General features: G+C 66.4%; 20 protein-coding genes. 12 read left to right on the forward strand and 8 right to left on the reverse strand.

Going from position 1 to position 22157, the window contains the following annotated elements:
• Positions 1 to 92: 92 nt before the first annotated feature.
• The gene (locus N5C88_RS11920) at positions 93 to 2267 is read right to left on the reverse strand and encodes a malate synthase G (RefSeq protein WP_280015357.1); all 2175 of its coding nucleotides are present in this window, start codon (positions 2265 to 2267) and stop codon (positions 93 to 95) included.
• Between the two features lie 237 nt (positions 2268 to 2504).
• Here N5C88_RS11920 and glcC point away from each other — a divergent pair, with 237 nt between their 5' ends.
• Positions 2505 to 3269, forward strand: coding sequence for a transcriptional regulator GlcC (gene glcC / locus N5C88_RS11925; protein WP_013396917.1), 765 nt, complete (start codon positions 2505 to 2507; stop codon positions 3267 to 3269).
• A 48-nt stretch (positions 3270 to 3317) separates the two neighbouring features.
• On the opposite strand, the gene N5C88_RS11930 is transcribed toward glcC, so the two are convergent.
• The 5 genes from N5C88_RS11930 to N5C88_RS11950 form a co-directional block, all read right to left on the reverse strand.
• Positions 3318 to 4442: a saccharopine dehydrogenase C-terminal domain-containing protein gene (locus N5C88_RS11930; RefSeq protein WP_059374041.1), complete on the reverse strand. Its 1125-nt coding sequence runs from the start codon at positions 4440 to 4442 to the stop codon at positions 3318 to 3320.
• Between the two features lie 202 nt (positions 4443 to 4644).
• Positions 4645 to 5037 carry a DUF4148 domain-containing protein gene (locus N5C88_RS11935; RefSeq protein ID WP_118934576.1) on the reverse strand — a complete coding sequence of 131 codons (393 nt, stop codon included), beginning with the start codon at positions 5035 to 5037 and terminating at the stop codon, positions 4645 to 4647.
• A 304-nt stretch (positions 5038 to 5341) separates the two neighbouring features.
• Positions 5342 to 5749 carry a DUF1090 domain-containing protein gene (locus tag N5C88_RS11940; protein ID WP_280015358.1) on the reverse strand — a complete coding sequence of 136 codons (408 nt, stop codon included), beginning with the start codon at positions 5747 to 5749 and terminating at the stop codon, positions 5342 to 5344.
• A gap of 116 nt (positions 5750 to 5865) precedes the next feature.
• On the reverse strand, positions 5866 to 6792 hold the full coding sequence (ubiA, locus tag N5C88_RS11945; protein WP_059374163.1) for a 4-hydroxybenzoate octaprenyltransferase: 927 nt from the start codon (positions 6790 to 6792) through the stop codon (positions 5866 to 5868).
• Between the two features lie 108 nt (positions 6793 to 6900).
• Positions 6901 to 8100, reverse strand: coding sequence for a PLP-dependent aminotransferase family protein (locus N5C88_RS11950; RefSeq protein ID WP_059374044.1), 1200 nt, complete (start codon positions 8098 to 8100; stop codon positions 6901 to 6903).
• A 164-nt stretch (positions 8101 to 8264) separates the two neighbouring features.
• Between N5C88_RS11950 and N5C88_RS11955 the strand changes: the two genes are divergently transcribed.
• The 6 genes from N5C88_RS11955 (at position 8265) to N5C88_RS11980 (ending at position 14607) form a co-directional block, all read left to right on the forward strand.
• Complete coding sequence (locus tag N5C88_RS11955; RefSeq protein ID WP_059374045.1) at positions 8265 to 8750, forward strand: GAF domain-containing protein; 486 nt, start codon at positions 8265 to 8267, stop codon at positions 8748 to 8750.
• Positions 8751 to 9066: 316 nt separating this feature from the next.
• On the forward strand, positions 9067 to 9963 hold the full coding sequence (dapA, locus tag N5C88_RS11960; RefSeq protein WP_059374046.1) for a 4-hydroxy-tetrahydrodipicolinate synthase: 897 nt from the start codon (positions 9067 to 9069) through the stop codon (positions 9961 to 9963).
• A gap of 123 nt (positions 9964 to 10086) precedes the next feature.
• Positions 10087 to 10863: a sterol desaturase family protein gene (locus N5C88_RS11965; RefSeq protein WP_059374047.1), complete on the forward strand. Its 777-nt coding sequence runs from the start codon at positions 10087 to 10089 to the stop codon at positions 10861 to 10863.
• Complete coding sequence (locus tag N5C88_RS11970) at positions 10823 to 11755, forward strand: fatty acid desaturase (RefSeq protein WP_223283407.1); 933 nt, start codon at positions 10823 to 10825, stop codon at positions 11753 to 11755. Before N5C88_RS11965 ends, N5C88_RS11970 begins: the two co-directional genes overlap by 41 nt.
• Before the next feature lie 33 nt (positions 11756 to 11788).
• Entirely contained in the window at positions 11789 to 13711 is a 1923-nt protein-coding gene (locus N5C88_RS11975; protein WP_118934582.1) for a StlD/DarB family beta-ketosynthase, read from the forward strand.
• A complete protein-coding gene (locus N5C88_RS11980; RefSeq protein ID WP_059374050.1) occupies positions 13711 to 14607 on the forward strand; it encodes a hypothetical protein in 897 nt (298 codons plus the stop codon). The genes N5C88_RS11975 and N5C88_RS11980 overlap by 1 nt, the downstream gene beginning before the upstream one ends.
• A gap of 4 nt (positions 14608 to 14611) precedes the next feature.
• Here N5C88_RS11980 and N5C88_RS11985 read toward each other — a convergent pair whose 3' ends face one another.
• Together N5C88_RS11985 and N5C88_RS11990 are read right to left on the reverse strand one after the other, a co-directional pair.
• Positions 14612 to 15484, reverse strand: coding sequence for a MurR/RpiR family transcriptional regulator (locus N5C88_RS11985; protein WP_059374051.1), 873 nt, complete (start codon positions 15482 to 15484; stop codon positions 14612 to 14614).
• A 26-nt stretch (positions 15485 to 15510) separates the two neighbouring features.
• Complete coding sequence (locus N5C88_RS11990) at positions 15511 to 16842, reverse strand: aspartate aminotransferase family protein (protein WP_280015359.1); 1332 nt, start codon at positions 16840 to 16842, stop codon at positions 15511 to 15513.
• Between the two features lie 121 nt (positions 16843 to 16963).
• Between N5C88_RS11990 and N5C88_RS11995 the strand changes: the two genes are divergently transcribed.
• The 5 genes from N5C88_RS11995 (at position 16964) to N5C88_RS12015 (ending at position 22123) form a co-directional block, all read left to right on the forward strand.
• Positions 16964 to 17944, forward strand: coding sequence for a tripartite tricarboxylate transporter substrate binding protein (locus N5C88_RS11995; protein WP_118934586.1), 981 nt, complete (start codon positions 16964 to 16966; stop codon positions 17942 to 17944).
• 12 nt (positions 17945 to 17956) lie between these two features.
• Positions 17957 to 19453, forward strand: a complete 1497-nt coding sequence (locus N5C88_RS12000; protein ID WP_280015360.1) for a M81 family metallopeptidase — start codon at positions 17957 to 17959, stop codon at positions 19451 to 19453.
• Between the two features lie 160 nt (positions 19454 to 19613).
• Positions 19614 to 20897: a putative Na+/H+ antiporter gene (locus N5C88_RS12005; protein WP_059374054.1), complete on the forward strand. Its 1284-nt coding sequence runs from the start codon at positions 19614 to 19616 to the stop codon at positions 20895 to 20897.
• A 229-nt stretch (positions 20898 to 21126) separates the two neighbouring features.
• Complete coding sequence (locus tag N5C88_RS12010) at positions 21127 to 21441, forward strand: FmdB family zinc ribbon protein (RefSeq protein WP_059374055.1); 315 nt, start codon at positions 21127 to 21129, stop codon at positions 21439 to 21441.
• Positions 21442 to 21451: 10 nt separating this feature from the next.
• Positions 21452 to 22123: a DUF502 domain-containing protein gene (locus N5C88_RS12015; protein ID WP_118933537.1), complete on the forward strand. Its 672-nt coding sequence runs from the start codon at positions 21452 to 21454 to the stop codon at positions 22121 to 22123.
• Positions 22124 to 22157 lie beyond the last annotated feature (34 nt).

Raw genomic sequence — 22157 nt, forward strand, 5'->3', positions numbered from 1 at the left:
CGAAATTGAGCGGATTATTTTCCAGGGTCGCGTCCCGAAAAAAAACCGGACAGCCTGGCTGTCCGGTCTTGTTGCGGCAAAACGCGCGGGGATCAGGCCTGGGCGGCCTTGAACTCCAGGCGGTACTTGTGCAGCAGCGGCTCGGTGTAGCCGTTGGGCTGGGTCAGGCCTTCGAATACCAGCGCGCAGGCGGCCTTGAACGCCAGCGAGGTGTCGAAGTTGCCGGCCATCGGACGGTAGAGCGCGTCGCCCGCGTTCTGGCCGTCGACTACCTTGGCCATGCGCTTGAAGGTTTCCATGACCTGCTCGCGGTTGGTCACGCCGTGGCGCAGCCAGTTGGCGATGTGCTGGCTGGAGATGCGCAGCGTGGCGCGGTCTTCCATCAGGCCGACGTTGTGGATGTCCGGCACCTTGGAGCAGCCCACGCCCTGGTCGATCCAGCGCACTACGTAGCCCAGGATGCCCTGCACGTTGTTGTCGAGTTCCTGCTGGATGTCCTGCGCGGACCACTTGGACGGATCGCCGACCGGCACGGTCAGCAGGCCGCCCAGCAAATCGTCGCGCACGCTGTCCAGCTTGGTGCGTTCCAGTTCCTGCTGCACGGCCTGCACGTCGACCTGGTGGTAGTGCAGCGCGTGCAGCGTGGCGGCGGTGGGCGAGGGCACCCAGGCGGTGTTGGCGCCGGCCTTGGGATGGGCGATCTTCTGTTCCAGCATCGCGGCCATCAGGTCCGGCATGGCCCACATGCCCTTGCCGATCTGGGCGCGGCCACGCAGGCCCGCGTCCAGCCCGACCAGCACGTTGTTGCGTTCGTAGGCGGTGATCCAGGCGGTGGATTTCATGTCGCCCTTGCGCAGCATCGGGCCGGCTTCCATGCTGGAGTGCATTTCGTCGCCGGTGCGATCCAGGAAGCCCGTGTTGATGAAGGCCACGCGCGCGGCGGCGGCCTCGATGCACGCCTTGAGGTTGATGCTGGTGCGGCGCTCTTCGTCCATGATGCCCATTTTCAGGGTATTGCGCGGCAGCTTGAGCAGGTCTTCGACGCGGTCGAAAAGTTCGCTGGCGAAAGCGGCTTCGACGGGGCCGTGCATCTTGGGCTTCACGATGTAGACGGAGCCGGTGCGCGAATTCAGCTTGTACTTGCGGTCCTGCAACGCGGCCAGGCTGGTGACCACGGCGTCCAGGATGCCCTCGGGGATTTCGCGGCCCTCGCGGTCCAGGATGGCCGGGTTGGTCATCAGGTGGCCGACGTTGCGCACGAACATGAGCGAACGGCCGTGCAGGGTCAGCGGCGAGCCGTCGGGACGCGTGTAGTCACGGTCGGCGTTGAGCTTGCGGGTGAAGGTCTTGCCGCCCTTGGTGACTTCTTCGGTCAGGTCGCCCTTCATCAGGCCCAGCCAGTTGCGGTAGACGTGGACCTTGTCCTCGGCATCCACGGCGGCGATGGAGTCCTCGCAGTCCATGATGGTGGTGAGCGCGGCTTCCACCAGCACGTCCTTGACACCGGCGGCATCGGTGGCGCCAATGCTGTGGCTGCGGTCGATCTGGATTTCGAAGTGCAGGCCGTTGTTCTTGAGCAGGATGGCCGTGGGCGCTGAGGCCTCGCCTTGGTAGCCGGTGAACTGCGCGGGGTTCTTCAGGCCCGTGGAGCCGTTGGCCAGCGCCACGCGCAATTGGCCGTTTTCAACGGTATAGGCGCGGGCGTCGGCGTGCGAGCCCTGGGCCAGCGGGGCGGCGGTGTCCAGGAAGGCGCGGGCGCGGGCGATGACGGCGGCGCCGCGTTCCGGGTTGTAGCCGCGGCCGGTGTCGCCGGGCGTGGCGGGAATGGCGTCGGTGCCGTAGAGCGCGTCGTACAGGCTGCCCCAGCGCGCGTTGGCGGCGTTCAGCGCGTAGCGCGAGTTGGACATGGGCACGACCAGTTGCGGGCCGGCCTGCTGCGAGATCTCGGTGTCGACGTTGTCGGTGGTGGCGCGCACGCTGGCCGGCTGCGGCAGCAGGTAGCCGATGCTTTCCAGGAATTTGCGGTAGGCGGCCGGGTCGGCGATGGGGCCGGGGTGGGCGCGGTGCCAGCCGTCGAGTTCGGCCTGAAGGCGGTCACGCTCGGCCAGCAGCGCGCGGTTCTTCGGGGCCAGGTCGTCCACCAGGGCCGCGAAGCCTTGCCAGAAGCCTTCGGCATCCAGGCCGGTGCCGGGCAGGGCTTCCTGTTCGATGAATTGATTGAGATTGGCCGCCACTTGCAGGCCGTGGTGCTGGATGCGTTGAGTCATGCGGTTCTCTAGCGGTAAGGGACTGGCCGACGCCGCGCGCCGGGCGTATCTGGTCTCGACATCATCGTTCGCGCCTGTCGCAATGTCCATATCAAAACCCACTGGTCATACCAGTTTGTGCGCTGCCGTATGGGCAAACCTGTAATTTTTGTGGTTTTATATCAGCTACTTACAGGGGTGTGATGCAAGAGATCCGATCGGGGGTGCCCTTGGTCATACCACTGGTGCGGAGAGTGCATGTACGCGGAAACTGAAGAAAAGCCTCGCCAGGTGGCAGACGAGGTCGCCGAACGGATCGAACGCCTGATCCTGGACGGCGTGCTGAAGGCCGGCCAGGCGCTGCCTTCCGAACGGCGCCTGACCGAGAAGCTGGGCGTGTCGCGCACGGCCTTGCGCGAAGGGCTCAAGCTGCTGCGCGCGCGCGAAATCATCCATACCGCGCAAGGCAAGGGCTCGTATGTGGCGCACATCTCCAAGGTGGACGCGGGCCCCTTGATGCATCTGTTCAATTCGCAGCCGCGCACGCTCTATGACCTGCTGGAAGTGCGTTCGCTGCTGGAAGCCGAGTCCGCCCGGCTGGCGGCCATACGCGGCACCGAGGCGGACTTCATCATGATCCGCCGACGCTATGACGAAATGGTGGCGGCGCAGGGCACGGCCACCGACACGGCGACGCATGCGCATCTGGACCACGCGTTTCACCTGGCGATTTGCGAGGCTTCGCACAATCCGGTGCTGGTGCATACGCTGCAGTCCTTGACGGATCTGCTGCTGGGCTCGGTCTTCGCCTGTGTCAACAACCTGTACCACCGCCAGCCGGAGAAACGCCAGATCGACCGGCAGCACACGCGGCTGTTCAACGCCGTGACCGCGCGCCAGCCGGAACAGGCGCGCAAGGCGGCCGCGGATCACGTGGACAGCGTGCGCCAGAGCCTGGCCGATATCGAGCAGGAAGAGCAGCGTCTGGTGCGCGCGACGCTGCGGCTGGAAGGCTGGAGCTAGCGTCCCGCGCTATGGCAGGGCGGGACGCCAGAGGCTGCGCGTCCTGGTTCAGCGGTCGGCCATGGCGCCGCTGCCCGCCAAGGCCAGCGGCTTGCCCGCGTAGACCCGGCCAAAGCGGTTGTTGACGAACGCATCCAGATCGATGGCTTCCTGCCCGACGAACCCGCGTTGCGGCAGTGCGCCTTGCGCCACGAGGTCCAGCGCGGCGCAGATGCCCGCAGCCGTGGACAGTTGGATGGCGCTGAGACGATGGCCGTCGACGTCCGCGCCGAAGATGCGGATGGGGTAGGACTCTTCTTCCAGGCGTCCATGCCGGCGGCCTGAAGCCGAAGCCTGGATCACGATCACGTCCTGTTCGGTCGTGGGAATGGCGGCTTCGAAGATTTCCTTGAGCAGGTCGCGGCGGTCGCGCAGGCGCAGGTCATTGAGCAGCAGCTTCATGATGCTGCAGTGGCCCGGGTAGCGCACGGACTTGTAGTCCACGTTGCGGGCGCGGCCGCGCAAGGTGGCGGGCAGGGTGCCCAGTCCGCCGGAGGTGTTGAAGGCTTCGTACTCCACGCCGTCCAGCGCGAAGGTCTCGTAGCCTTCGAGCGCGGGCACGCTGGTCAGCTGGCCGTCGACGATGGCTTCGCAAGGGTTGCAGTACTCATTGATCAGTCCCTCTGTGCTCCAGGTCAGGTTGTAGCGCAGGCTGTTGGAGGGATAGCGCGGCAGGGCGCCCACGCGCATGCGCAGATCCAGCAGGGTATCGAAGCGGCGCGCCAGCGCGTTGCCGACCACGCCGATGAAACCCGGGGCCAGGCCGCATTGCGGCATCAGCACGCTGCGGGCGCTTTCCGCCAGCGCCTGGATGGCGTGCGTGCTGGCTACGTCTTCGGTCAGGTCGAAGTAGTGCACGCCCGCCTTTGCGCACAGCCCCGCCACCGCGGCGGCGCGGTGAAAAGGCAGCGCGTTGATGACCGCGTAACGCCCCTCGATGCATTGCGCCACGGAGTCGTCGCCGGAAATCTGGCGGGTTTCGCAGCCCAGTTCGGCCACGATGCGCAGCCGCTCGGGATCCTGGTCGGCGACCAGCACCGAATAGCCGCCGCTGCGTTCCAGCATCAGGGCAATGGCGAAACCGATTTTTCCGGCGCCCAGAAGTAGGACGGGCCGGGGAGAGGCGGTGGTCATGGTGCGGCTCCTGCATGGATGGGGGAGTAGGTGAGCTCATCCTATGCGCGGGCGCTGTCGATGTGTAGAGACTAAATAGTCGAATCGGCTGTAGGTAACGTCAATTCGACTAAATCAAATATCGAAACGTCAAAAACAAAGCCCTCCGGTTTGGGGCCGGAGGGCTTTGGGGCGCTGCCTGGCCGGGGAGGCCAGGGGGGGATCAGCTGCCCAGGGGCGGGTAGTCCAGGTTGCCGAAGGTGACCAGGCCTTCCGACTTGGCTTGAGCCAGTTCGGTGCGGACTTGGGCGCGGGTCAGCGAGGTGGCTTGTTCAGCCGCGGCGACGGGCGGATAGTCCAGGTTGCCGAAGGTCACTTCACCGGCGTTCTTGGCTTGTTGCAGTTCAGCTTGCACTTGCTGCGAGGTCAGGGTCGACTTCGGGGCGATGGCGGCGGGGTAGCCTTCTTCGCCGAAGGTGTATTGGCCCGAGGCCTTGGCTTGTTGCAGTTCGGCTTGGACCTGAGCGCGGGTCGGGCCCTGATCGGCCTCGGCGGCTTGGGCGCCGGCAGCCAGAACGGACATGGACAGCATCAAAGCGGTAGCAAGGGTTTTCATAGCAGACCTCCAATGTCTTGAGCTTGGGAGCCGAACCGCTGGCCTGATTGCCTGGGGTTCGCTTGCTGTGTCCCGATGAGATGCATTCTGGGCGCAAATCATCTCCGGATAAACCCTGATTCCCTGAAAACATCTTTCCAAAAAGAAGACTAATAGGTTTCCATTTCACCAAATGGCACCATGGGTGGTGGAATTTCCATTTGATGACACCATAGGAAGTAGTCCCCCCGGGAGGGGAGAGATCTGGCGGCGGGGGAAATGGGGCGCGCAGCCCTGGGAAGGCCCCGGGGCCGGCTGGAAGGAATCAGCGGTTCAGTTCGACCAGCGCGGCGTTGTATTCCGCCTGGGCTTCGTCCAGCTTGCGCTGGGCTTTGTCGATCTTGTCCTGCTTGCCCTTGGCGCGGGCCTGCTCGAGCTCGCTTTCGCGCTCGGCGACCTTGTTCTGCTTCTCGCGCACGTCCGCTTCGCGCTGGGATTGCAGGCGGCTGTCGGTGCAATTTGCCCGGGCTTCGGCCAGGGCCTTGCGCAGCCCGGCCTCGCGGCGGGTATTGTTTTGCGCCTTGGCGGCGGCGATGTCGTTTTCGATTGCGCAGAACTTGGCTGCGCAGCCGCGCTGGGCAGAGCAATCGCTGGCGGCGGCCTGTGCTGGAATGGCCACGAACGCGGCGGCTGCGGCGGCCGTCAAGGCCAGGGATTTGAGCAATGAGGGCATGCGTGGTCTCCGTAGTGCGTTGCGGAGACTCCATCATGGCCCCAGTCGGCGCCACGGGCAATGCGCGGCGTCAACGGGGCATCGGCGCGGTCGCCAGTGCGGCGCCGATGCTGCTTTTAGCGGATCAGCGTACCCGCCAGCGCGGCGGCAACCAGCAGCGCGCCCAGCCAGAGGTTGGCGCGGAACAGCATGAAGTTGCGGTCGGGGCGCTGGATGTCGAAGACCTTCAGCTGCCACGCCAGGTGCGCCGCCACGGCCACCATGCCGACCTGGTAAGCCCACGACAGACCGATGGCGTAACCGCCCCAGGCCCACAGCGCCACGGTGGCCACGTAGAAGCCGCCGATCCAGAGCTTGCCCTGGTCGCCAAATCGCATGGCGGTGGAATGCAGGCCCAGGCTGCGGTCGTCGCGCACGTCCACGTAGGCGTAGATGCTGTCGTAGCCCACCTGCCACAGCACTGCGCCGGCCCACATGGCGACGGCGGCCAGCGGCACGTGGTTCTGCGTATCCGACCAGGCCATCAGCATGCCCCAGTTGAAGCAGATGCCCAGCACCACTTGCGGCCAGTAGGTGACGCGCTTGCACAGCGGGTAGATGAAGACGAAGGGCAGCACGGCCACGGCCAGCCAGCGGCTCATGTCGTTCAGGAAGAACAGCAGCGACCCGCAGACCAGCAACTGCCCGAGCAGGAACCAGACCGCGTTCTTCATCGTCAGCTGGCCGCTGGTCAGCGGCCGGAAGCGCGTGCGCTCGACGTGCTTGTCGAAATTGCGGTCGCACATGTCGTTGACGGTGCAGCCGATGCCGCGCATCAGCAGCGCGCCCAGCGAGAACACGATCAGCCGCTGCAGGTCGGGCAGGCCGCCCGCGGCCTGGATCAGCGCGGCAATGGCCGGCAGCAGGGTCAGCCAGGTGCCGATGGGGCGGTCCAGGCGGCACAGGCGGGCATAGGGCCGCCAGGACTTGGGTAGCCAGCGTTCGACCCAGTCGGTGAAAACGATGTCGCTGAGGTCGACGGGAGATTGTTGGGGAGCGCTCACTGTCACGGCGAAACGGAATGGGAAAACCAAGAGCATAAAACAACGGCGGCCGGGCATCGCGCCCGGCCGCCGCTCATGTTCCGCAGCGCCGCAGGCGCTTCGGGAGGATCAAACCTCTTCTTTCAACAGCTTGCCCAGGATGGCGATGCCGCGGCGGATCTTGTCTTCCGGCACGGTGGCAAAGCTCAGGCGCAGCGTGTTGGCACCGCCGCCGCCGCTGTAGAACGGCGCGCCGGGCACGAAGGCGACGTTTTGGGCGACGGCCTTTTCCAGCAGCTTGGTGGCGTCGATATGCTTGGGCAGCGTGAGCCAGATGAACATGCCGCCCTCCGGCTTGGTCCAGCTGACGGTGTCAGGGAAGTCCTGCTTGATGGCTTCGAGCATGCAGCTGCCCTGGGCGCGGTAGATCTCGCGCACGTTGGGCAGGTGTTCTTCCAGGAAGCCGTCCTTGACGATCTCGTACACGGCCATCTGGGTTAGGGTGGGCGTGTGCAGGTCGGTGGCCTGCTTGGCTTGCTGCAGCTTGTTGATGAGCGCCTGTGCGCCGACGATGTAGCCCAGGCGCAGGCCGGGGGCCAGCACCTTGGAGAACGTACCCAGGCGTACGACGTTGGCGCCGTACTCGGCGGCCAGGGCGATCAGGCCGGGCTGAGGCTCGCCCGCGTAGCGGAGTTCGCCGTAGGGATCGTCCTCAACGATGGTGAGGTTCAGTTCGGCGGCGCGCTTGAGCAGTGCGATGCGGCGCTCCAGGTTGAGCGTGCGGCCGGTGGGGTTCTGGAAGTTGGGCAGGGCGTACAGGAAGCGGGCGCCGTCGGCCAGTTCGGGCGTGATGGCTTCGGGGATCAGGCCACCGTCGTCGCTGGGTACTGGCACGAACTTGGGCTGGTACAGACCGAACGATTGCAGCGCGCCCAGATAGCTGGGGTCTTCGACCAGGACCTTGCTGTTCTTGTCGATCAGCACCTTGCCCAGCAGGTCCAACGCCTGCTGCGAGCCCGACACGATCAGGACCTGGTCCGGGTTGACGTTGACGCCCGCCTTCTTCATGTCGTCCGCGACCCATTGGCGCAGCGGTGCGTAGCCTTCCGTGGGGCCATACTGGAGTGCCGCGCGGCCGTTGGTGGCCAATACCTTGTCGAATGCCGCACGCACCACCTCTACCGGGAAGCCGCCGGGCGCCGGCAGGCCGCCAGCGAACGAGATGACCTCAGGGCGTTCCGTTACCTTGAGGATTTCACGAATGGCGGAACTGGTGAGTTGCTGGGCGCGTTCCGAAAAGGAAAATGCGGGTTCGAGAGGTTTATCCATGAGTGCTCTTTGGAAGGGTAAGGAAATGCGGGCAGTTTGTCCGTTGGGGGTGGGCTAGGGCAATCTAGAAATTATTGTCCCACACGACCGTCACCCGGCCCTCTTAATGGCCGCAGCCCCTAAAATCACCTGCATCGATAACCGCCTGTACAGTTACATTTCCCATGTTCGAAGCCGCTCCCATCGTCGCCGATTCCAAGGCCGCCCTGTATGCCGGACTGGTCGCCCAGGCCCGTGCCCTGCTCGAAGGCGAGCATGACCGCATCGCCAATGCCGCCAACCTGAGCGCGCTGGCCTATCAGGCCCTGCCCGAACTGAACTGGGCGGGTTTCTATTTCTTCGACGGCACCGAACTGGTGTTGGGCCCGTTCCAGGGCAAGCCGGCCTGCGTGCGCATTCCGCTGAACCGCGGCGTGTGCGGCGCGGCCGCCAGCCAGCGCCAGACGCAGCTGGTGCCTGACGTGCACGCGTTCCCCGGCCACATCGCCTGCGATGCGGCCTCGCGTTCCGAAATCGTGGTGCCGCTGGTGCACCAGGGCCAATTGATAGGCGTGTGGGATGTGGACAGCCCCGTGCCCGACCGCTTCGACCAAGACGACCGCCAGGGCATGGAAGCCCTGTGCGCGGTGTTTCTGGCCAGCCTGGGCTGAGGCGCGGCGTTGACAGCGTTGCGGGCTCCCGGTAGATTCCCGCATCTGCGCTTGCAGATCACTGCATTCAATCCATACATGATTCATCAGGCCAACCAATCCGTTTTCCCGTTCCGCGCCCAGGGCGTGGTGCTGGTTTGCGCCGGCCTGAAATCCAAAAAACAGCCGCTCATCTGACCGGAGCATGCTGTTCCGTCAGATGGGCGACGGAACAGCGGCCTCCTGGCGGCGCTTGGCGCCGTCCGCGCATCCCCTGACATCCCGAGCACTTCTGTACGGTCCAACCACGGTCCGCTTACACCGAAGGAGTGTTCTCATGCAATCTCATCATCAATCTCCGATCCAGGGCGTCTGGGTGCCTCTGGTCACGCCGTTTTCCGGCGGCGCCGTCGATGGCGGGGCCTTGCGCCGCCTGGTGCGCCACTATGCCGCCGCGGGCGTGGACGGGCTGGTCGTGTGCGGCAGCACCGGCGAAGCCGCGTCGCTGGATGATGCCGAGCAACTGGCGGTGCTGGACGCCGTGCTGACCGAGGCGGGCAGGCTGCCCGTCATCATGGGCTTGGCGGGCAATCATCATGGACACGTGATGCAGCGCCTGGCCGCCTTCGGCACGCGTCCGCTGGCCGGCATCCTGGCGCCCGCGCCGTACTACGTGCGCCCCGGCCAGGAAGGCGCCGCCCTGTATTTCCGCTGCCTGGCCGATGCCTCGCGTTTCCCCCTGGTGCTCTACGACATTCCCTACCGCACCGGCACTACGCTGGATACAGCGACCCTGCTGGCGCTGGCCGCGCATCCCAACATCGCGGCGATCAAGGATTGCGGCGGTTCGCTGGAAAAGACCATCGCGTTGATCGCCGACGGCAACATGAACGTGCTGGCGGGCGAGGACCTGCAGGCGCTGTCCGTGATGAGCCTGGGGGGCGCGGGCATGATCGCGGCCGCCGCGCACATCCGCCCCGACCTGTTCGTGGCCATGCACCAGGCGGTGAAGGCGCAGCAACTGGACCTGGCCAGGAAGCTGTTCCACGCGCTGGTCCCCATCATCCAGCTGACCTTCGCCGAGCCGAACCCCGGCCCCTTGAAGGCGCAACTGGGCCGCCAGGGCCTGCTGAGCGACGAACTGCGGCTGCCGATGCCGGCCGCAAGCACGGGTCTGGCCGCGCGCATGGACGCCGCCGTGGCGGGGCTGAACCGGCAATATCCCTGCCAGTAGCCCGAACTTGGTGAGCAGTCCGCCAGCTTTGTGGTCTTCGGATTCATTTTGTAATAAATGTCCTACCGGGAAGCTGACGGATTGCTTATCATGCGCCCATTCTTCGGGTGAAACAGAACGTTCATGGCCCAAGCTTTTGTAGCCTTGTCCGCCTGGCAAGTCATGCTGGCGGGCCTGCTTTTCTTCGGCGGCATCTATCTGGTCTTCGGCGCGGCCACCTGGCTGCTGACGCACCATATCCTGCCCGCGCTGGGCATCGGACGTCCGCTGGATCCGCGTCCGCTGGCGCCGGGCCAGCTGCGGCGCGAGTTCGCGCAATCCGGCTTGTCCATCCTGCTGTTCGGCACGGGCATGATTTTTCCGTGGGGCCTGCTGCAGCTGGGCTGGGCGCACCTGGACCCTGACGCCAGCTGGCAAAAGATCACGCTTGAAATCCTGGTGCTGGTGGCCTGGAACGACGTGCATTTCTGGATCAACCACCGCCTGCTGCACACCAAGCTTTTGCGCCGCTTCCACCTGCCGCATCACCGCTCGGTGGTGACCACGCCATTCTCGACCTACAGCTTCCATCCCATCGAGGCGCTGATGCTGGGCAACGTGATCATGCTGCCCATGGTGCTGCATGATTTCAGCTTCTGGGCGCTGGCCTCGGTGCCGCTGTTCAGCCTGTTCTTCAACTGCATCGGCCACGCCAACTACGACTTCTTCCCCAATGTGTCCTACGCGCATTGGTTCGCCGCCAGCCGCCGGCACCACCTGCACCACGCCTGCTACAACGGCAATTACGGTTTCCAGTTCACGTTCATGGACCGCCTGTTCCGCACCCGCCTCAAGGCCGAGGCGGCGCAGTCCCAGCTGAATGCTTTCCGGCAGCGAGAATCGCTTGGCGGGCGCGCTTAAGCGGCAACGCAGGCTGCCGTCGCTGCGCAACTGGCGCGACTGGCAAAGCCTGGCCTATCTGGCCGCGCTGCCCGCCCTGGCGGCCTGGCAGTGGGTGCACGGGTTCTGGTGGCCGCTGTACGGCCTGATGCTGTTCCTGACCCTGGGCGTGGGCGTCATTCACCACAATCACACGCATATCCGCATGTGGCGGGGGCGCTGGACCAACCGCGCCACCGACTTCTGGATCACGCTGCTCCAAGGGCATCCGACCTTTGTGTTCTATCCGGCGCACGTGGCCAATCACCATCGCTACAAGCACGGCGCGCGCGACGTGGCGCGCACCTATCGGTTCGGCGGCGACACCAATCACCTGTGGGGCTACCTGATCCATCCCTTGCAGGCCGGCTGGGTGCTGTACCCGCTGTTCTTCGCGTGGCTGGGCCGCCTGCGCCGCCACTGGCCGGGCGCGTGGCGCTATTGCATGGCGCAGTACGGCGTGTGGCTGGGCCTGTGGGGCGGGCTGTTGGCGGTGAACCCCATGAAGGCGCTGGTGTTTGTCATCGTGCCGCAGCTGCACGGCCTGCACTGGCTGCTGGCCACCAACTATCTGCAGCATGCCCATGCCGATGGCGGACCCCGGTCCGTCGCAGGCCTGAACTATGCGCGCAATTTCGAAGGGCTGGTCAATCCGCTGCTCTTCAACATCGGCCTGCACACCGCGCACCACGAGCATCCGAGGGCGCACTGGTCCGAACTGGTGCGCCTGCACCGCGAGCAATACCGCAGCCGCGTGAATCCGGCCTTGAACGAGCCCGGCCTCACGCCCTACATGTTCCGCGTGTTCGTGCTGGGCGCTTTCCTGCCGCGCTTTCGCAGCCGTTCATGCATGGCGCCCGAGCACATCCGCTAGCGCCGCACCCCCTATATCCACCAGAGGCCTCTCATGCCCATCGCGTTTCATCGTGTCTATCTGGAAAGCGCCGGTTATTTCATGCCGGGCGAACCCGTGTCCAACGATGCCATGGACAGCTACATCGCGCCGCTGAATCGCATGTCCAGCCGCATCAAGAGCCGCATCCTGGCCGAGAACGGCATCAAGCAGCGCTACTACGCGATCGACCCCGAAGGCGCCACGGTGTTCAGCAACGCGCAACTGGCGGCCAACGCCATTCGCGATTGCCTGCGGCGTCACGACAGCGACCTGTCCGCCGTGTCGCTGCTGGCCAGCGGCTCCTCGGGCGGGGACGCGTTGATGCCGGGCTTCTCCAACATGATCCAGGGCGAGCTGGCCGCGCATCCGATGGAAACCCTGTCGGTGCACGGCATCTGCGCGGCGGGCGTATCGGCCATCCAGACGGCCGCGCAGGGCGTGGAACTGGGCGGACATGCCAGCGCCCTGGCCGTGGCCAGCGAACTGCCGTCGCGGCTGTTCAAGCGTTCGCGTTTTGCGGCGCGCGGCTATGACGCGGACTTCGACGCGCATTTCCTGCGCTGGATGCTTTCGGACGGCGCGGGGGCGGTGCTGTTGGGCAATAGCGGCCGGCCCCTGCCGGGCGCGTCGCAAGGCGTGCGCCTGCGCCTGAAGTGGGTGCACCAGCGCTCGTTCTCGGGCGACTATCCGGTGTGCATGCAGCTGGGCCTGTCGGCCGACCGCGCCCGCGGCCATCTGGACTATCCGTCCTGGAACGAGGCCGAGGCCGACGGCGCGTTGTCGCTGCGCCAGGACATCCGCCTGCTGCCGCACCTGTTCGACATCGGCATCCATGAATACGCCAAGCTGGTGCGCGACGGCTGGGTGGATCCGGACCAGGTCGATCACTTCCTGTGCCACTACTCGTCGGAGAAATTCATTCCTGTGGTGGAAGACCTGATGGAGAAGGCCGGCCTGGTGATCCCGCGCGAACGCTGGTTCAGCAATCTGGCGTGGCGCGGCAACACCGGCGCGGCGTCCATCCTGATCATGCTGGCGGAGTTCCTGGAAACGCGCGAAGTGAAGCCGGGCGAACAGATCTTCTGCTACATCCCGGAATCGGGCCGTTTCATGGCCGCCTACATGCTGCTGGAGGCCGAGGCGGTCCATGCCCCGCAGATCGCCGCGGGCGCGCCGGCGGCGGCTGCGCCGCGCGAGGACGCGAACAGCGATGACGCTGCAGCCATCGCGCCGCCGCATGACCCGGACATGGCGCCCCAAGGCCTGGGCCAGCTGCTGACCGAACTGGCCGCGATCTGGCACGACTACCGCTCGCGCGTGTGGCGCACGCCGGTGGTGCGGCGCCTGCGCAACCGCCAATTCCAGACGGCCGACTACCTGAACTGGATGGAGAACTGGATTCCGCAGGTGCGCGAAGGCAGCAAGTGGATGCGCGAAGGCGCGGCCTCGCTGACGGAGCAGTACGCGCCGCTCGCGGCCTTGATCGACACGCATGCGGGCGAAGAGCAGAACGACTTCCAGATCCTGTTCCAGGACTATCGCACCGCGGGCGGCGCGGTCGCGGACATCGACGCCCTGCGCCGCAACCCCGGCGGCGAGGCGCTCAACGCCTATCTCCACGGTTTGGCCGCCACGCGCGACCCCATTGGCCTGCTGGGCGCCATCTACATCATCGAAGGCACGGGCCAGCGCATCGTGCCGGCGCTGCTGCCGCTGCTGAAGGCCAGCCTGAAGCTGCCGCCGGACGCCTTCCGCTTCCTGGAGTACCACGGCCACAACGACGAGCATCACCTGGCGCGCTGGCTGTCGGCGGTGGAGCTGGCGCTGGACTGCGACGAGGACGGCCGCGCCGAACAGCGCATCGTCGACACGGCGCGCCGCACGGCCGCGCTGTACCTGATGCAGTTCCACCATGTGATGGAAGGCGAAGCGTAATGAGCAAAGAACCCGAATTCCTTGCCAAACCGCACGATCCCGCCGACCCCAGCCCCTGGCTTGCGCTCTACCTGGACCGCAGCACGCCCTTGCCGGACAAGGTGAAGAAGGCCTGGCTGACCGATTCCAGCTGCGCCTCGCGCCAGTACCTGCTGCCGTTCCTGCGGCCGTTGGCGCGCGCCTTCATCATCCTGATCCAGGTCATCAAGACCTTCCTGCCGCGCCGCTGGTCGCATTCGAAGCTGTTGCACCGCATCCTGGCCTGGGGCCTGAAGCGCTTCGTGTCGCCCGAGGCCAACTGGCTGATCCTGCGCCACTTCCATCTGGGCGCGCAGATCCTGTCGTTCATTGCCGCCAACTCGCCGGTGCGCGTCACCACCACGCCGCTGGAACCGCGCAACATCGATGATCTGAAGGACGAACTGTTCGTCAAGCACGACCTGAACCTGTTCAACTTCGTCATCCGCCTGAACCAGGCGCTGCGCGATGCGGGGGTGGAGATGCACGCGCCGCAACAGGTCGATTTCTCGATGATCCGCGACCCGGACCTGTTGCTAGAAGACATGCCGCAAGGCAAGCTGAATTTCCTGGACCTGCAAAGCGCCATCGAGCTCTTCACGCCGCTGTATCAGCTGATGCTGACCGACAACGACTTCTGGCGCGCGGCCAATTCGCTGCAGCTGGACGAGACCATCGGCATTTACGCGGCCAAGCTGCTGGGCGCGCCGCAGCACCTGATCCTGGTCAACAACAACCATCCGCTGGTGCCGATGTCGACCCTGCGCGCGGGCTACCGGCTGGTGCTGCACGGGCTGTCCACCGAGATGCTGCACAGCCTGCTGATGGAAATGAAAGAGGCGCAGCAAGGCGGCGAGCCGCCCGCGCCGATCGCCTGAGTCCTCAGCGCTTTTCGGCGTACACGCCGAAGCGCTGCAGCTGGGCTTCGCTGTTGGCGATTTCGCGCAGGCTTTCCTCGCCGCTGTGCGCGACCAGCATCGCGGCCAGCGTCTGGGCGATGGACAGCGCAGGCACCACCGAGGGAAACAGCGAGGGCGTGTCGTTGGCCACCAGCAGCAGCGCCTTGGCGCCCGGGGCGATGGGCGACACCGCGCTGTCCGTGACCGCCACCACGCCGGCGCCGCGCTCACGCGCGAACTCCACGGCCGTGACTGCCGCCTGCGCATAAGGCGCCTGGCTGAAGGCGACCAGCGCGTCGTCCGGTCCGATGCGGCGCAACTCGTCGGCCAAGGTGCCGCCGACGCCGCTGAGCAGGGTGACCTTGTCCAGGAACATGCCGCAGGCATAGCTGAAGTGATAGGCCGCCGGATACAGGCTGCGCAGGCCGATGACATAGACGCGGCGCGCGCCCGCCAGCAGGCCGTGGGCGGCCTTCAGCGCCGGCAGTGCGGAGGGACCTAGGCTGCTGCCCAGGTTGCGCACTTCGGCGTCGAGGATGTCGGCGACCAGCCCGGCGTCGGCGTCGTGCTGCGGACGCTTGCGCAACGCGGTGGCGCGGCCCGAGAAGCTGGATCCGCCGGCGGCCAGCCAGTCGCGGTAGGGCTGGCGGAACGCTTCGTAGGTATCGAACCCCAGTTGCCGCGCCAGGCGCAGCATGACGCCGGCCTGCACGCCGGCGTGGCCGGCCGCGGCGCGCATCGACTCCAGGGCGATGTCCTTGGGATGATCGATTGCATAGCGGGCCGCCTGCCGCAGCTTGGGCGGCAGGGAGGAGAACTGGGTTTCGATCAGTTTGTCGATGGCGGCTTTATCCATCTGCGCTCCGGGTAAGGTGCCGCGTATTATGGCGTATCGTCCGCCAGCGCCAGGTCGATGGCGCGGGCCAGCGCGTCCGCCGCAAAGGCCAGCTCATCGGCCGTGCTGAGGTAAGGCGGCGCCAGCAGCACGTGGTCGCCAAGCTTGCCGTCTATGGTTCCTCCGCCCGGATAGCACAGCAGGCCCAGTTCGCGCGCCTGAGTCTTGATGCGCGCATGCAGGCGGCGCTGCGGCGCGAATGCGCGCAGGCTGCCGGGATCCTCGGCCAGCTCCACGCTCCAGAACATGCCGCGGCCGCGGATGTCGGCGACGTGCGGATGCCTTTCCAGGCGCGCCGCCAGCATGGCGCCGAACTGCGCGCCCATATCCGCCACGCGCGCCACCAGCTTGTCGCGCAGCACGATGCGCTGCACCGCCAGCGCCGCGGCGCAGGCCACCGGATGGCCGACATAGGTGTAGCCGTGCTGGAACGCGCCCGAGCCCGCGTTGATGGCGCCGATGACGCGGTCGTGCGCCAGCACGGCGCCGATGGGCACATAACCGCCGCCCAAACCCTTGGCCAGCGTCAGCAGGTCAGGCGTTACGCCTTCCTGTTCGAAGGCGTGATAGCTGCCGGTGCGGCCCAGCCCGCACATGACCTCGTCCAGGATCAGCAGCACGCCGTGGCGGTCGCATACCCGGCGGATCTTGCGGAAGTAGCCCGGTACCGGCGCGACCGTCCCCGCAGTGGCGCCGACCACGGTTTCCGCGATGAATGCGGACACGGTATCCGGACCCAATCGCAAGATCTCTGCGTCCAGTTCCGCCGCCAGGCGGTCGGTGTATTGCTCGTCGCTTTCTCCGGCTTCGCGGTAGTGCAGGGCAAAGCAGGGCGAGACGTGGTGGCTTTCGATCAGCACGGGCTGATACAGCGCGCGGCGTCCAGCGTTGCCGCCTACCGACAAGGCCGCCAGCGTGTTGCCGTGATAGCTCTGACGCCGGGCGATGTAGCGATAGCGCCCGGGCTCGCCGCGCTCGACGTGGTACTGGCGCGCCATCTTCAAGGCGGTTTCGACGGCTTCCGAACCGCCCGAAACGAAGTAGGCATTGCCCAGGCCCGCCGGGCTGTTGGCCGCCAGCAGTTCGGCCAGTTCTTCGGCGGCCGGGGTGGTGAAGAAGCTGGTGTGCGCGTACTCCAGCGCATCCAGCTGCGCGGCAGCCGCGGCGCGCACTTCGGGGTGCGCGTGTCCCAGGCACGAGACCGCCGCGCCGCCGGAGGCGTCGAAGTAGCGCCGGCCTTCCTGGTCGACGATGAAGCTGCCTTCGCCCTTGATGGCGACGGGCAGGGGGCTGGAGTTGCGATGGATGATGCGGCTCATGGCGTCGTGCGTGGTGTGGTTGGCAAAATAAAACACATGGTATATTTGTTGTGAAAATAAACCAAACGGTTTTATTGTCGCGTAGGCCGTTGCATCGTCATCATTCGCTCAAGGGGGCGTCATGAAGTTTTCCCATCTGTTGCGTCGTTGGACTTTCGGGATTGCGGCGGCTGCCGCGTTGGGCGCGGCCGGGCAGGCCAGCGCCGCGTGGCCGGAGCAGCCGGTGCGTCTGGTGGTGCCGTTCGCCGCCGGCGGCACGACCGACTTGCTGGGCCGCCTGATGGCCGAGGGCCTGGGCGCCGAACTCGGCCAGTCCGTGGTGGTGGTCAACAAGGCCGGCGCGGGCGGCAGCCTGGGCGCATCCGAGGTGGCGCACGCACAGCCGGACGGCTACACCTTGCTGCTGGGCACGCCTGGCACGCAGATCATCAACGCCTACGTCTACAAGAAGATCGGCTATGACCCGGTCAAGGATTTCGCGCCGGTCGCCTACGTGGCGCAGGTGCCCAACGTGGTGCTGACGCATCCCGGCTCCGGCCTGAAGAACATGGACGATCTGCTGCGCACCGCGCGCGCCGAGCCCGGCCGCTTGAACTGGGGTTCGCCCGGCGTGGGTAGTTCTGGCCATCTGGCGCTGGAGATGATCAAGCGCATGGGCAAGGTGGACATCCGCCACGTGCCGTACAAGGGCGCGAGCCAGGCCAACAATGACCTGCTGGGTGGGCAGATCGATCTGTCGGCCGACAACCTGCCCACCGCCTTGCCGCTGATCAAGGCAGGCAAGCTGGTGGCCCTGGGCGTGACCTCGGCCCAGCCGGTTGCCGCAGCGCCGGGCGTGGCCGCCATCGCGCAGTCCGTGCCGGGCTTCGAGCTGACTTCGTGGTTCGTGCTGATGGCGCCCGCCGGCACGCCGCAGCCGGTCGTCGACAAGCTCAACGCCGCCGCCCAGCGGGTGCTGCAATCGCCCGCCACGCGCGAACGGCTCGAGGCGCTGGCCGCGCAGCCAGTGGGCGGCACGCCGCAAGCGCTGGGGCAGCATCTGCAGACGGAGCGCGAGAAGTACCGCGTCCTGATCGAAGGCACCGATATCCGTCCGGAATAAACGGGGAAACGCATGGGCAAGGGCACGAAGAAACGGCTGGCGGTGGCACGCTTCTGGTACGAAGGCAACGCCTTCTGCCCGGCGCCTTGCACCATGGCGGATTTCGAGCGGCGCGAGTGGCGCAAGGGCGGCGACGCCCTTGCCGCCGCCGCTGGCACGGCCACCGAACTGGGCGAAGTGGTCGAGTTCGTCCGCGCGCATCCGGACTGGGAGGTGGTGGCCTTGCGCTGCGCGTCCGCCCTGCCTGGCGGGCCGATAGACGACGCCGTGCACCGCGCCTTTACCGAAGAGGTGCTGGCCGGACTGGCCGCGGACGAGGATGGCTGGGATGCCGTCTACCTGTCGCTGCATGGCGCCGCCATCACCGACCTGCGCCAGACGCCCGATCTGGATTTCGTGCGGGCCGTGCGGGCCTTGCTGCCCGAAGTGCCTCTGGGCGCGAGCTTCGACTTGCACGCCAACCTGGCCCCTGAGCTGGGCGGCCTGCTGGATTGCGCCAGCGGCTACAAGACCTACCCCCACATAGACATGCGCGAAGCGGCTGGGCGGGTGCTCGGCATGCTGTTGCGCACGCAGGCCGGCATGCTGTCGCCGCGCGTGCTGGTGGCCAAGCCGGATTTGCTGTTGTCCAGCTTCAATATGCGCACCGATGCCGGACCCATGCGCGAATTGCAGGATCTGGCCGCAGCACAGTTGGGCGAGGGCGTGGTGGAAGTCTCGGTGTTCGGCGGCTTTCCGTATGCCGATACCGTCGATACCGGCGCATCGGTGCTGGTGGTGGCCGACATGGCGCGCGATGCCGCAGGCGCGCGGTCGCAGGCCGTGACCGAGACCATGACGGCGGCGATGCGGCGTCTGGCGCCCGCGTTTGCGGTCAGCTTGCCGACACCGCAAGAGGGGCTGGCGTTGGCCATGGAAGCGGCGCGCGCGGGCGGCTTGGTGGCAGTCACAGACCCGGGGGACAACCCCTTGTCGGGCGGCGCATGCGACACGCCCGCGCTGTTCCGCGCCTTGCTGGATGCGTCGATCGACCTGCCTTGCGTGTTCGCCAGCTTCGCGGATCCGCAGGCGGTGCGGCGCGCGTACGAAGCGGGTTTGGGCGGCGCTTGCGAACTGGACCTGGGCGGCCGCGTGAGCCGCGATTTCGGCGCGCCGGTGCGTGCGGCGTTCCGGGTCGAACGCTATACCGATGGCGAATTCCGCAATGCCGGCCCGATGGAAACGGGCGTGCGCACGAGCTGCGGACGCACCGCGCTGCTGTCGCTGCGCGACAGGCCCAACGTGCAGGTCATCATCACCGAGCTGGTGGCGCCAGCCAACGATCCGGGCTTCTTCACCTTGCATGGCATCGACCTCGGTCAGGTGCGCTTGCTGTGCGTGAAGGCCAAGAACCACTTCCGCGCGGCTTTCCTGCCGCTGTGCGCCGCGATCATCGACGTCGACGCGCCCGGCCCCGCGGCGCTAGACCTGCGGCTGTTGCCGTTCCGGCATGCGCGCAGGGCGCAGTGACCCGCCCGCGAGACTTGGGGAACTAGCGGCGCGGACCCGCGCATCTTGGTGTTGACCCTGCGTTACACGGCAAGGGCCTTGCGCTATATTGCGACCCTTGTCCCGCAGGCCCGCCGGGCGGTGTCCGCGCTGTCGTATCCCTCTTCCGGAAGTCGTTTACATGCCCCAGACACTTGAAGTCATCGCCACCCTCCTGTTCGCCGTGGCGGTTCTTCATACCTTCTCGGTTCCGTTCTTCGCGCGGCTCGCGCATCGTGGCGGACCGCATGCGGGCATCTGGCATCTGTTCTCCGAAGTCGAGGCTGTGTTCGGCGTCTGGGCCTTCGTGCTGATCGTGGCGATGGCGGCGCTGGCGGGTCCCTCGCATGCCATCGAGTACATGGACACGCGCAACTTCACCGAGCCGCTGTTCGTCTTCGTGATCATGGTGGTGGCGGCCAGCCGGCCGATTCTGGAGCTGGTGGGCATGCTGGTGCGGCTGGTGGCGCGCGTGCTGCCGCTGCCGCGCGAACTCGCCACGTTTTTTGTCGTGATGTCGCTGGTGCCGCTGGGCGGCTCCTTCATCACCGAACCCGCCGCGATGACGCTGGCCGCCATCCTGTTGCGCGACGCCTATTTCCGCAGCAGCGGGCGCGCGGGCTTCAAGTACCTTACGCTGGGCGTGCTGTTCGTCAACGTCTCCATCGGCGGCGTGCTGACTTCGTATGCCGCGCCGCCCGTGCTGATGGTGGCTTCCACCTTCGGCTGGGACTCGAGCTTCATGGCGCAGCATTTCGGCTGGCGCGCCGCGATCGCCGTCTGCCTGAATGCGGCGCTGTTGACCTTCATCTGCCGCAAGGCGCTGCTGGAGCGCTCGGTGGGCACGGGCGGCGGCGTGGACGCGCCCGAAGGCGGCGATGCGCGCGGGCCGGTGCCGCTGCTGGTCATGCTGGTGCACCTGGTCTTCCTGGTCGCCGTGGTGCTCAGCGCGCATCATCCGGCCATCTTCCTGGGTCTGTTGATGATGTTCATTGGCTTTGCCGAAGCCTACAAGCGCCACCAGAGCCGCCTGATGATCAAGGAAGGCCTGATGGTCGGCTTCTTCCTGGCCGGGCTGGTGGTGCTGGGCGGCCTGCAGAAGTGGTGGCTGCAGGACCTGCTGGGCGGGCTTGAACCTTTCGTGCTGTTCTGGGGCGCGACCGCGCTCACCGCCATCACCGACAACGCCGCGCTGACCTACCTGGGTTCGCTGGTCGAAGGCACCAGCGAGGCCTGGCGCTACATGCTGGTGGCCGGCGCCGTCACGGGCGGCGGGCTGACCGTGATCGCCAATGCGCCCAACCCGGCCGGTTTCGCCATCCTGAAGAACCACTTCCCGGACGGCAGCATTTCATCGGGGCGGCTGTTTCTGTCGGCCCTGGCGCCAACCCTGGTGGCGGCGGTCATGTTCCTGCTTCCCGTATAGGGAGACGGGCCCCGGGAGGCCCCTGAGGCGCCGTCCAAGGCGGGCCGCCGGGGCCGGACACCGGCCGTTCACGAAAAACCGCTAAAATTCAAGACTTTCCCGTACTTTTTCCGGCCTCGCCCACCCGCCGCTTCCGTTCGGACCAGGTCTTGCGACCCGATCCGGCCCCGGACATTGCGTCCGGCGACAGCGGCTCTTGATACGCCGGGCCCGCGCCTGGGAGCCCTAGATGCCCATTTACGCTTACAAGTGCAGCGCCTGCGGCCATGCCAAAGACGTCTTGCAGAAGATTTCCGATGCGCCGCTTTCGGTTTGCCCCGAATGCGGCGAAAGCACGTTCTCCAAGCAGGTGACCGCGGCTGGGTTCCAGCTCAAGGGCTCCGGCTGGTATGTCACGGACTTCCGCGGCAACGGCAGCGGCGGTTCGGCCTCGGCCAGCACGACGGCCCCGGCCGAAAGCGCCGCGCCCGCAGCCGCACCTGCCGCCGCGCCCGCAGCCCCGGCCGCTCCTGCGGCGCCCGCTGCCGGTAGCACCGCCTCCTAGAGCACACGCGATGCGTATGCGCGTCATCAAGAAGTACTTCATCACCGGCCTGCTGATCTGGGTTCCCCTGGTCATCACGGTGTGGGTGCTGGGCTTGCTGGTCGCGACCCTGGAAGGGTTCGTGCCTGGCTTCCTGTCGTCCGAATCGCTGTTCGGCGTCGACATTCCCGGCTTCCGCTTCGTCCTGGTCGTGGTGGTGGTGCTGCTGACGGGCATATTCGCGGCCAACCTGATCGGCCGTACCATGGTGGACCAGTGGGAAAACCTGCTGGGCCGCATACCGCTGGTGCGTTCGATCTACAACTCGGTCAAGCAGGTCAGCGATACCGTGCTTGCCCCCAACGGTCAGGCGTTCCGCCGCGCGGTGCTGGTGCAGTATCCGCGCGCCGGCAGCTGGACCATTGCTTTCGTTACCGGCACGCCCAGCGGCGAAGTGGCCGACCGGCTTCCCGGCGATCACATCAGCGTGTACGTGCCGACCACGCCGAATCCCACGTCCGGCTTCTTCCTGATGGTTCCGCGCGCTGACGCCATGGATCTTCAGATGAGCGTGGACGCGGCCCTGAAGTACATCGTTTCCATGGGCGTGGTCGCCCCGGTCCAGGCGGCGACGCCCGCGGACCGGCCGGCCGCGCCCGTCCCGGCTCCCGGCGTGCAAGACACGCCTCGCGCCGATTCGTAACCCTTACGCTATAACCAAGCACATAAACGGAGTC

It is taken from the genome of Achromobacter sp. GD03932, from assembly GCF_029839485.1.
GTDB classification, from domain to species: Bacteria; Pseudomonadota; Gammaproteobacteria; order Burkholderiales; family Burkholderiaceae_B; genus Achromobacter; species Achromobacter bronchisepticus_A.

Coding starts and splice junctions, on each gene's coding strand:
- N5C88_RS11975 (WP_118934582.1), top strand. CDS start 11,789: ATGCCCATCGCGTTTCATCGTGTCTATCTGGAAAGCGCCGGTTATTTC.
- N5C88_RS11930 (WP_059374041.1), bottom strand. CDS start 4,442: ATGACCACCGCCTCTCCCCGGCCCGTCCTACTTCTGGGCGCCGGAAAA.
- N5C88_RS11935 (WP_118934576.1), bottom strand. CDS start 5,037: ATGAAAACCCTTGCTACCGCTTTGATGCTGTCCATGTCCGTTCTGGCT.
- N5C88_RS12005 (WP_059374054.1), top strand. CDS start 19,614: ATGCCCCAGACACTTGAAGTCATCGCCACCCTCCTGTTCGCCGTGGCG.
- N5C88_RS12010 (WP_059374055.1), top strand. CDS start 21,127: ATGCCCATTTACGCTTACAAGTGCAGCGCCTGCGGCCATGCCAAAGAC.
- N5C88_RS11950 (WP_059374044.1), bottom strand. CDS start 8,100: ATGGATAAACCTCTCGAACCCGCATTTTCCTTTTCGGAACGCGCCCAG.
- N5C88_RS11970 (WP_223283407.1), top strand. CDS start 10,823: ATGCTTTCCGGCAGCGAGAATCGCTTGGCGGGCGCGCTTAAGCGGCAA.
- N5C88_RS11965 (WP_059374047.1), top strand. CDS start 10,087: ATGGCCCAAGCTTTTGTAGCCTTGTCCGCCTGGCAAGTCATGCTGGCG.
- glcC (WP_013396917.1), top strand. CDS start 2,505: ATGTACGCGGAAACTGAAGAAAAGCCTCGCCAGGTGGCAGACGAGGTC.
- N5C88_RS12015 (WP_118933537.1), top strand. CDS start 21,452: ATGCGTATGCGCGTCATCAAGAAGTACTTCATCACCGGCCTGCTGATC.
- N5C88_RS11995 (WP_118934586.1), top strand. CDS start 16,964: ATGAAGTTTTCCCATCTGTTGCGTCGTTGGACTTTCGGGATTGCGGCG.
- N5C88_RS12000 (WP_280015360.1), top strand. CDS start 17,957: ATGGGCAAGGGCACGAAGAAACGGCTGGCGGTGGCACGCTTCTGGTAC.
- N5C88_RS11985 (WP_059374051.1), bottom strand. CDS start 15,484: ATGGATAAAGCCGCCATCGACAAACTGATCGAAACCCAGTTCTCCTCC.
- N5C88_RS11920 (WP_280015357.1), bottom strand. CDS start 2,267: ATGACTCAACGCATCCAGCACCACGGCCTGCAAGTGGCGGCCAATCTC.
- N5C88_RS11990 (WP_280015359.1), bottom strand. CDS start 16,842: ATGAGCCGCATCATCCATCGCAACTCCAGCCCCCTGCCCGTCGCCATC.
- dapA (WP_059374046.1), top strand. CDS start 9,067: ATGCAATCTCATCATCAATCTCCGATCCAGGGCGTCTGGGTGCCTCTG.
- N5C88_RS11940 (WP_280015358.1), bottom strand. CDS start 5,749: ATGCCCTCATTGCTCAAATCCCTGGCCTTGACGGCCGCCGCAGCCGCC.
- N5C88_RS11955 (WP_059374045.1), top strand. CDS start 8,265: ATGTTCGAAGCCGCTCCCATCGTCGCCGATTCCAAGGCCGCCCTGTAT.
- N5C88_RS11980 (WP_059374050.1), top strand. CDS start 13,711: ATGAGCAAAGAACCCGAATTCCTTGCCAAACCGCACGATCCCGCCGAC.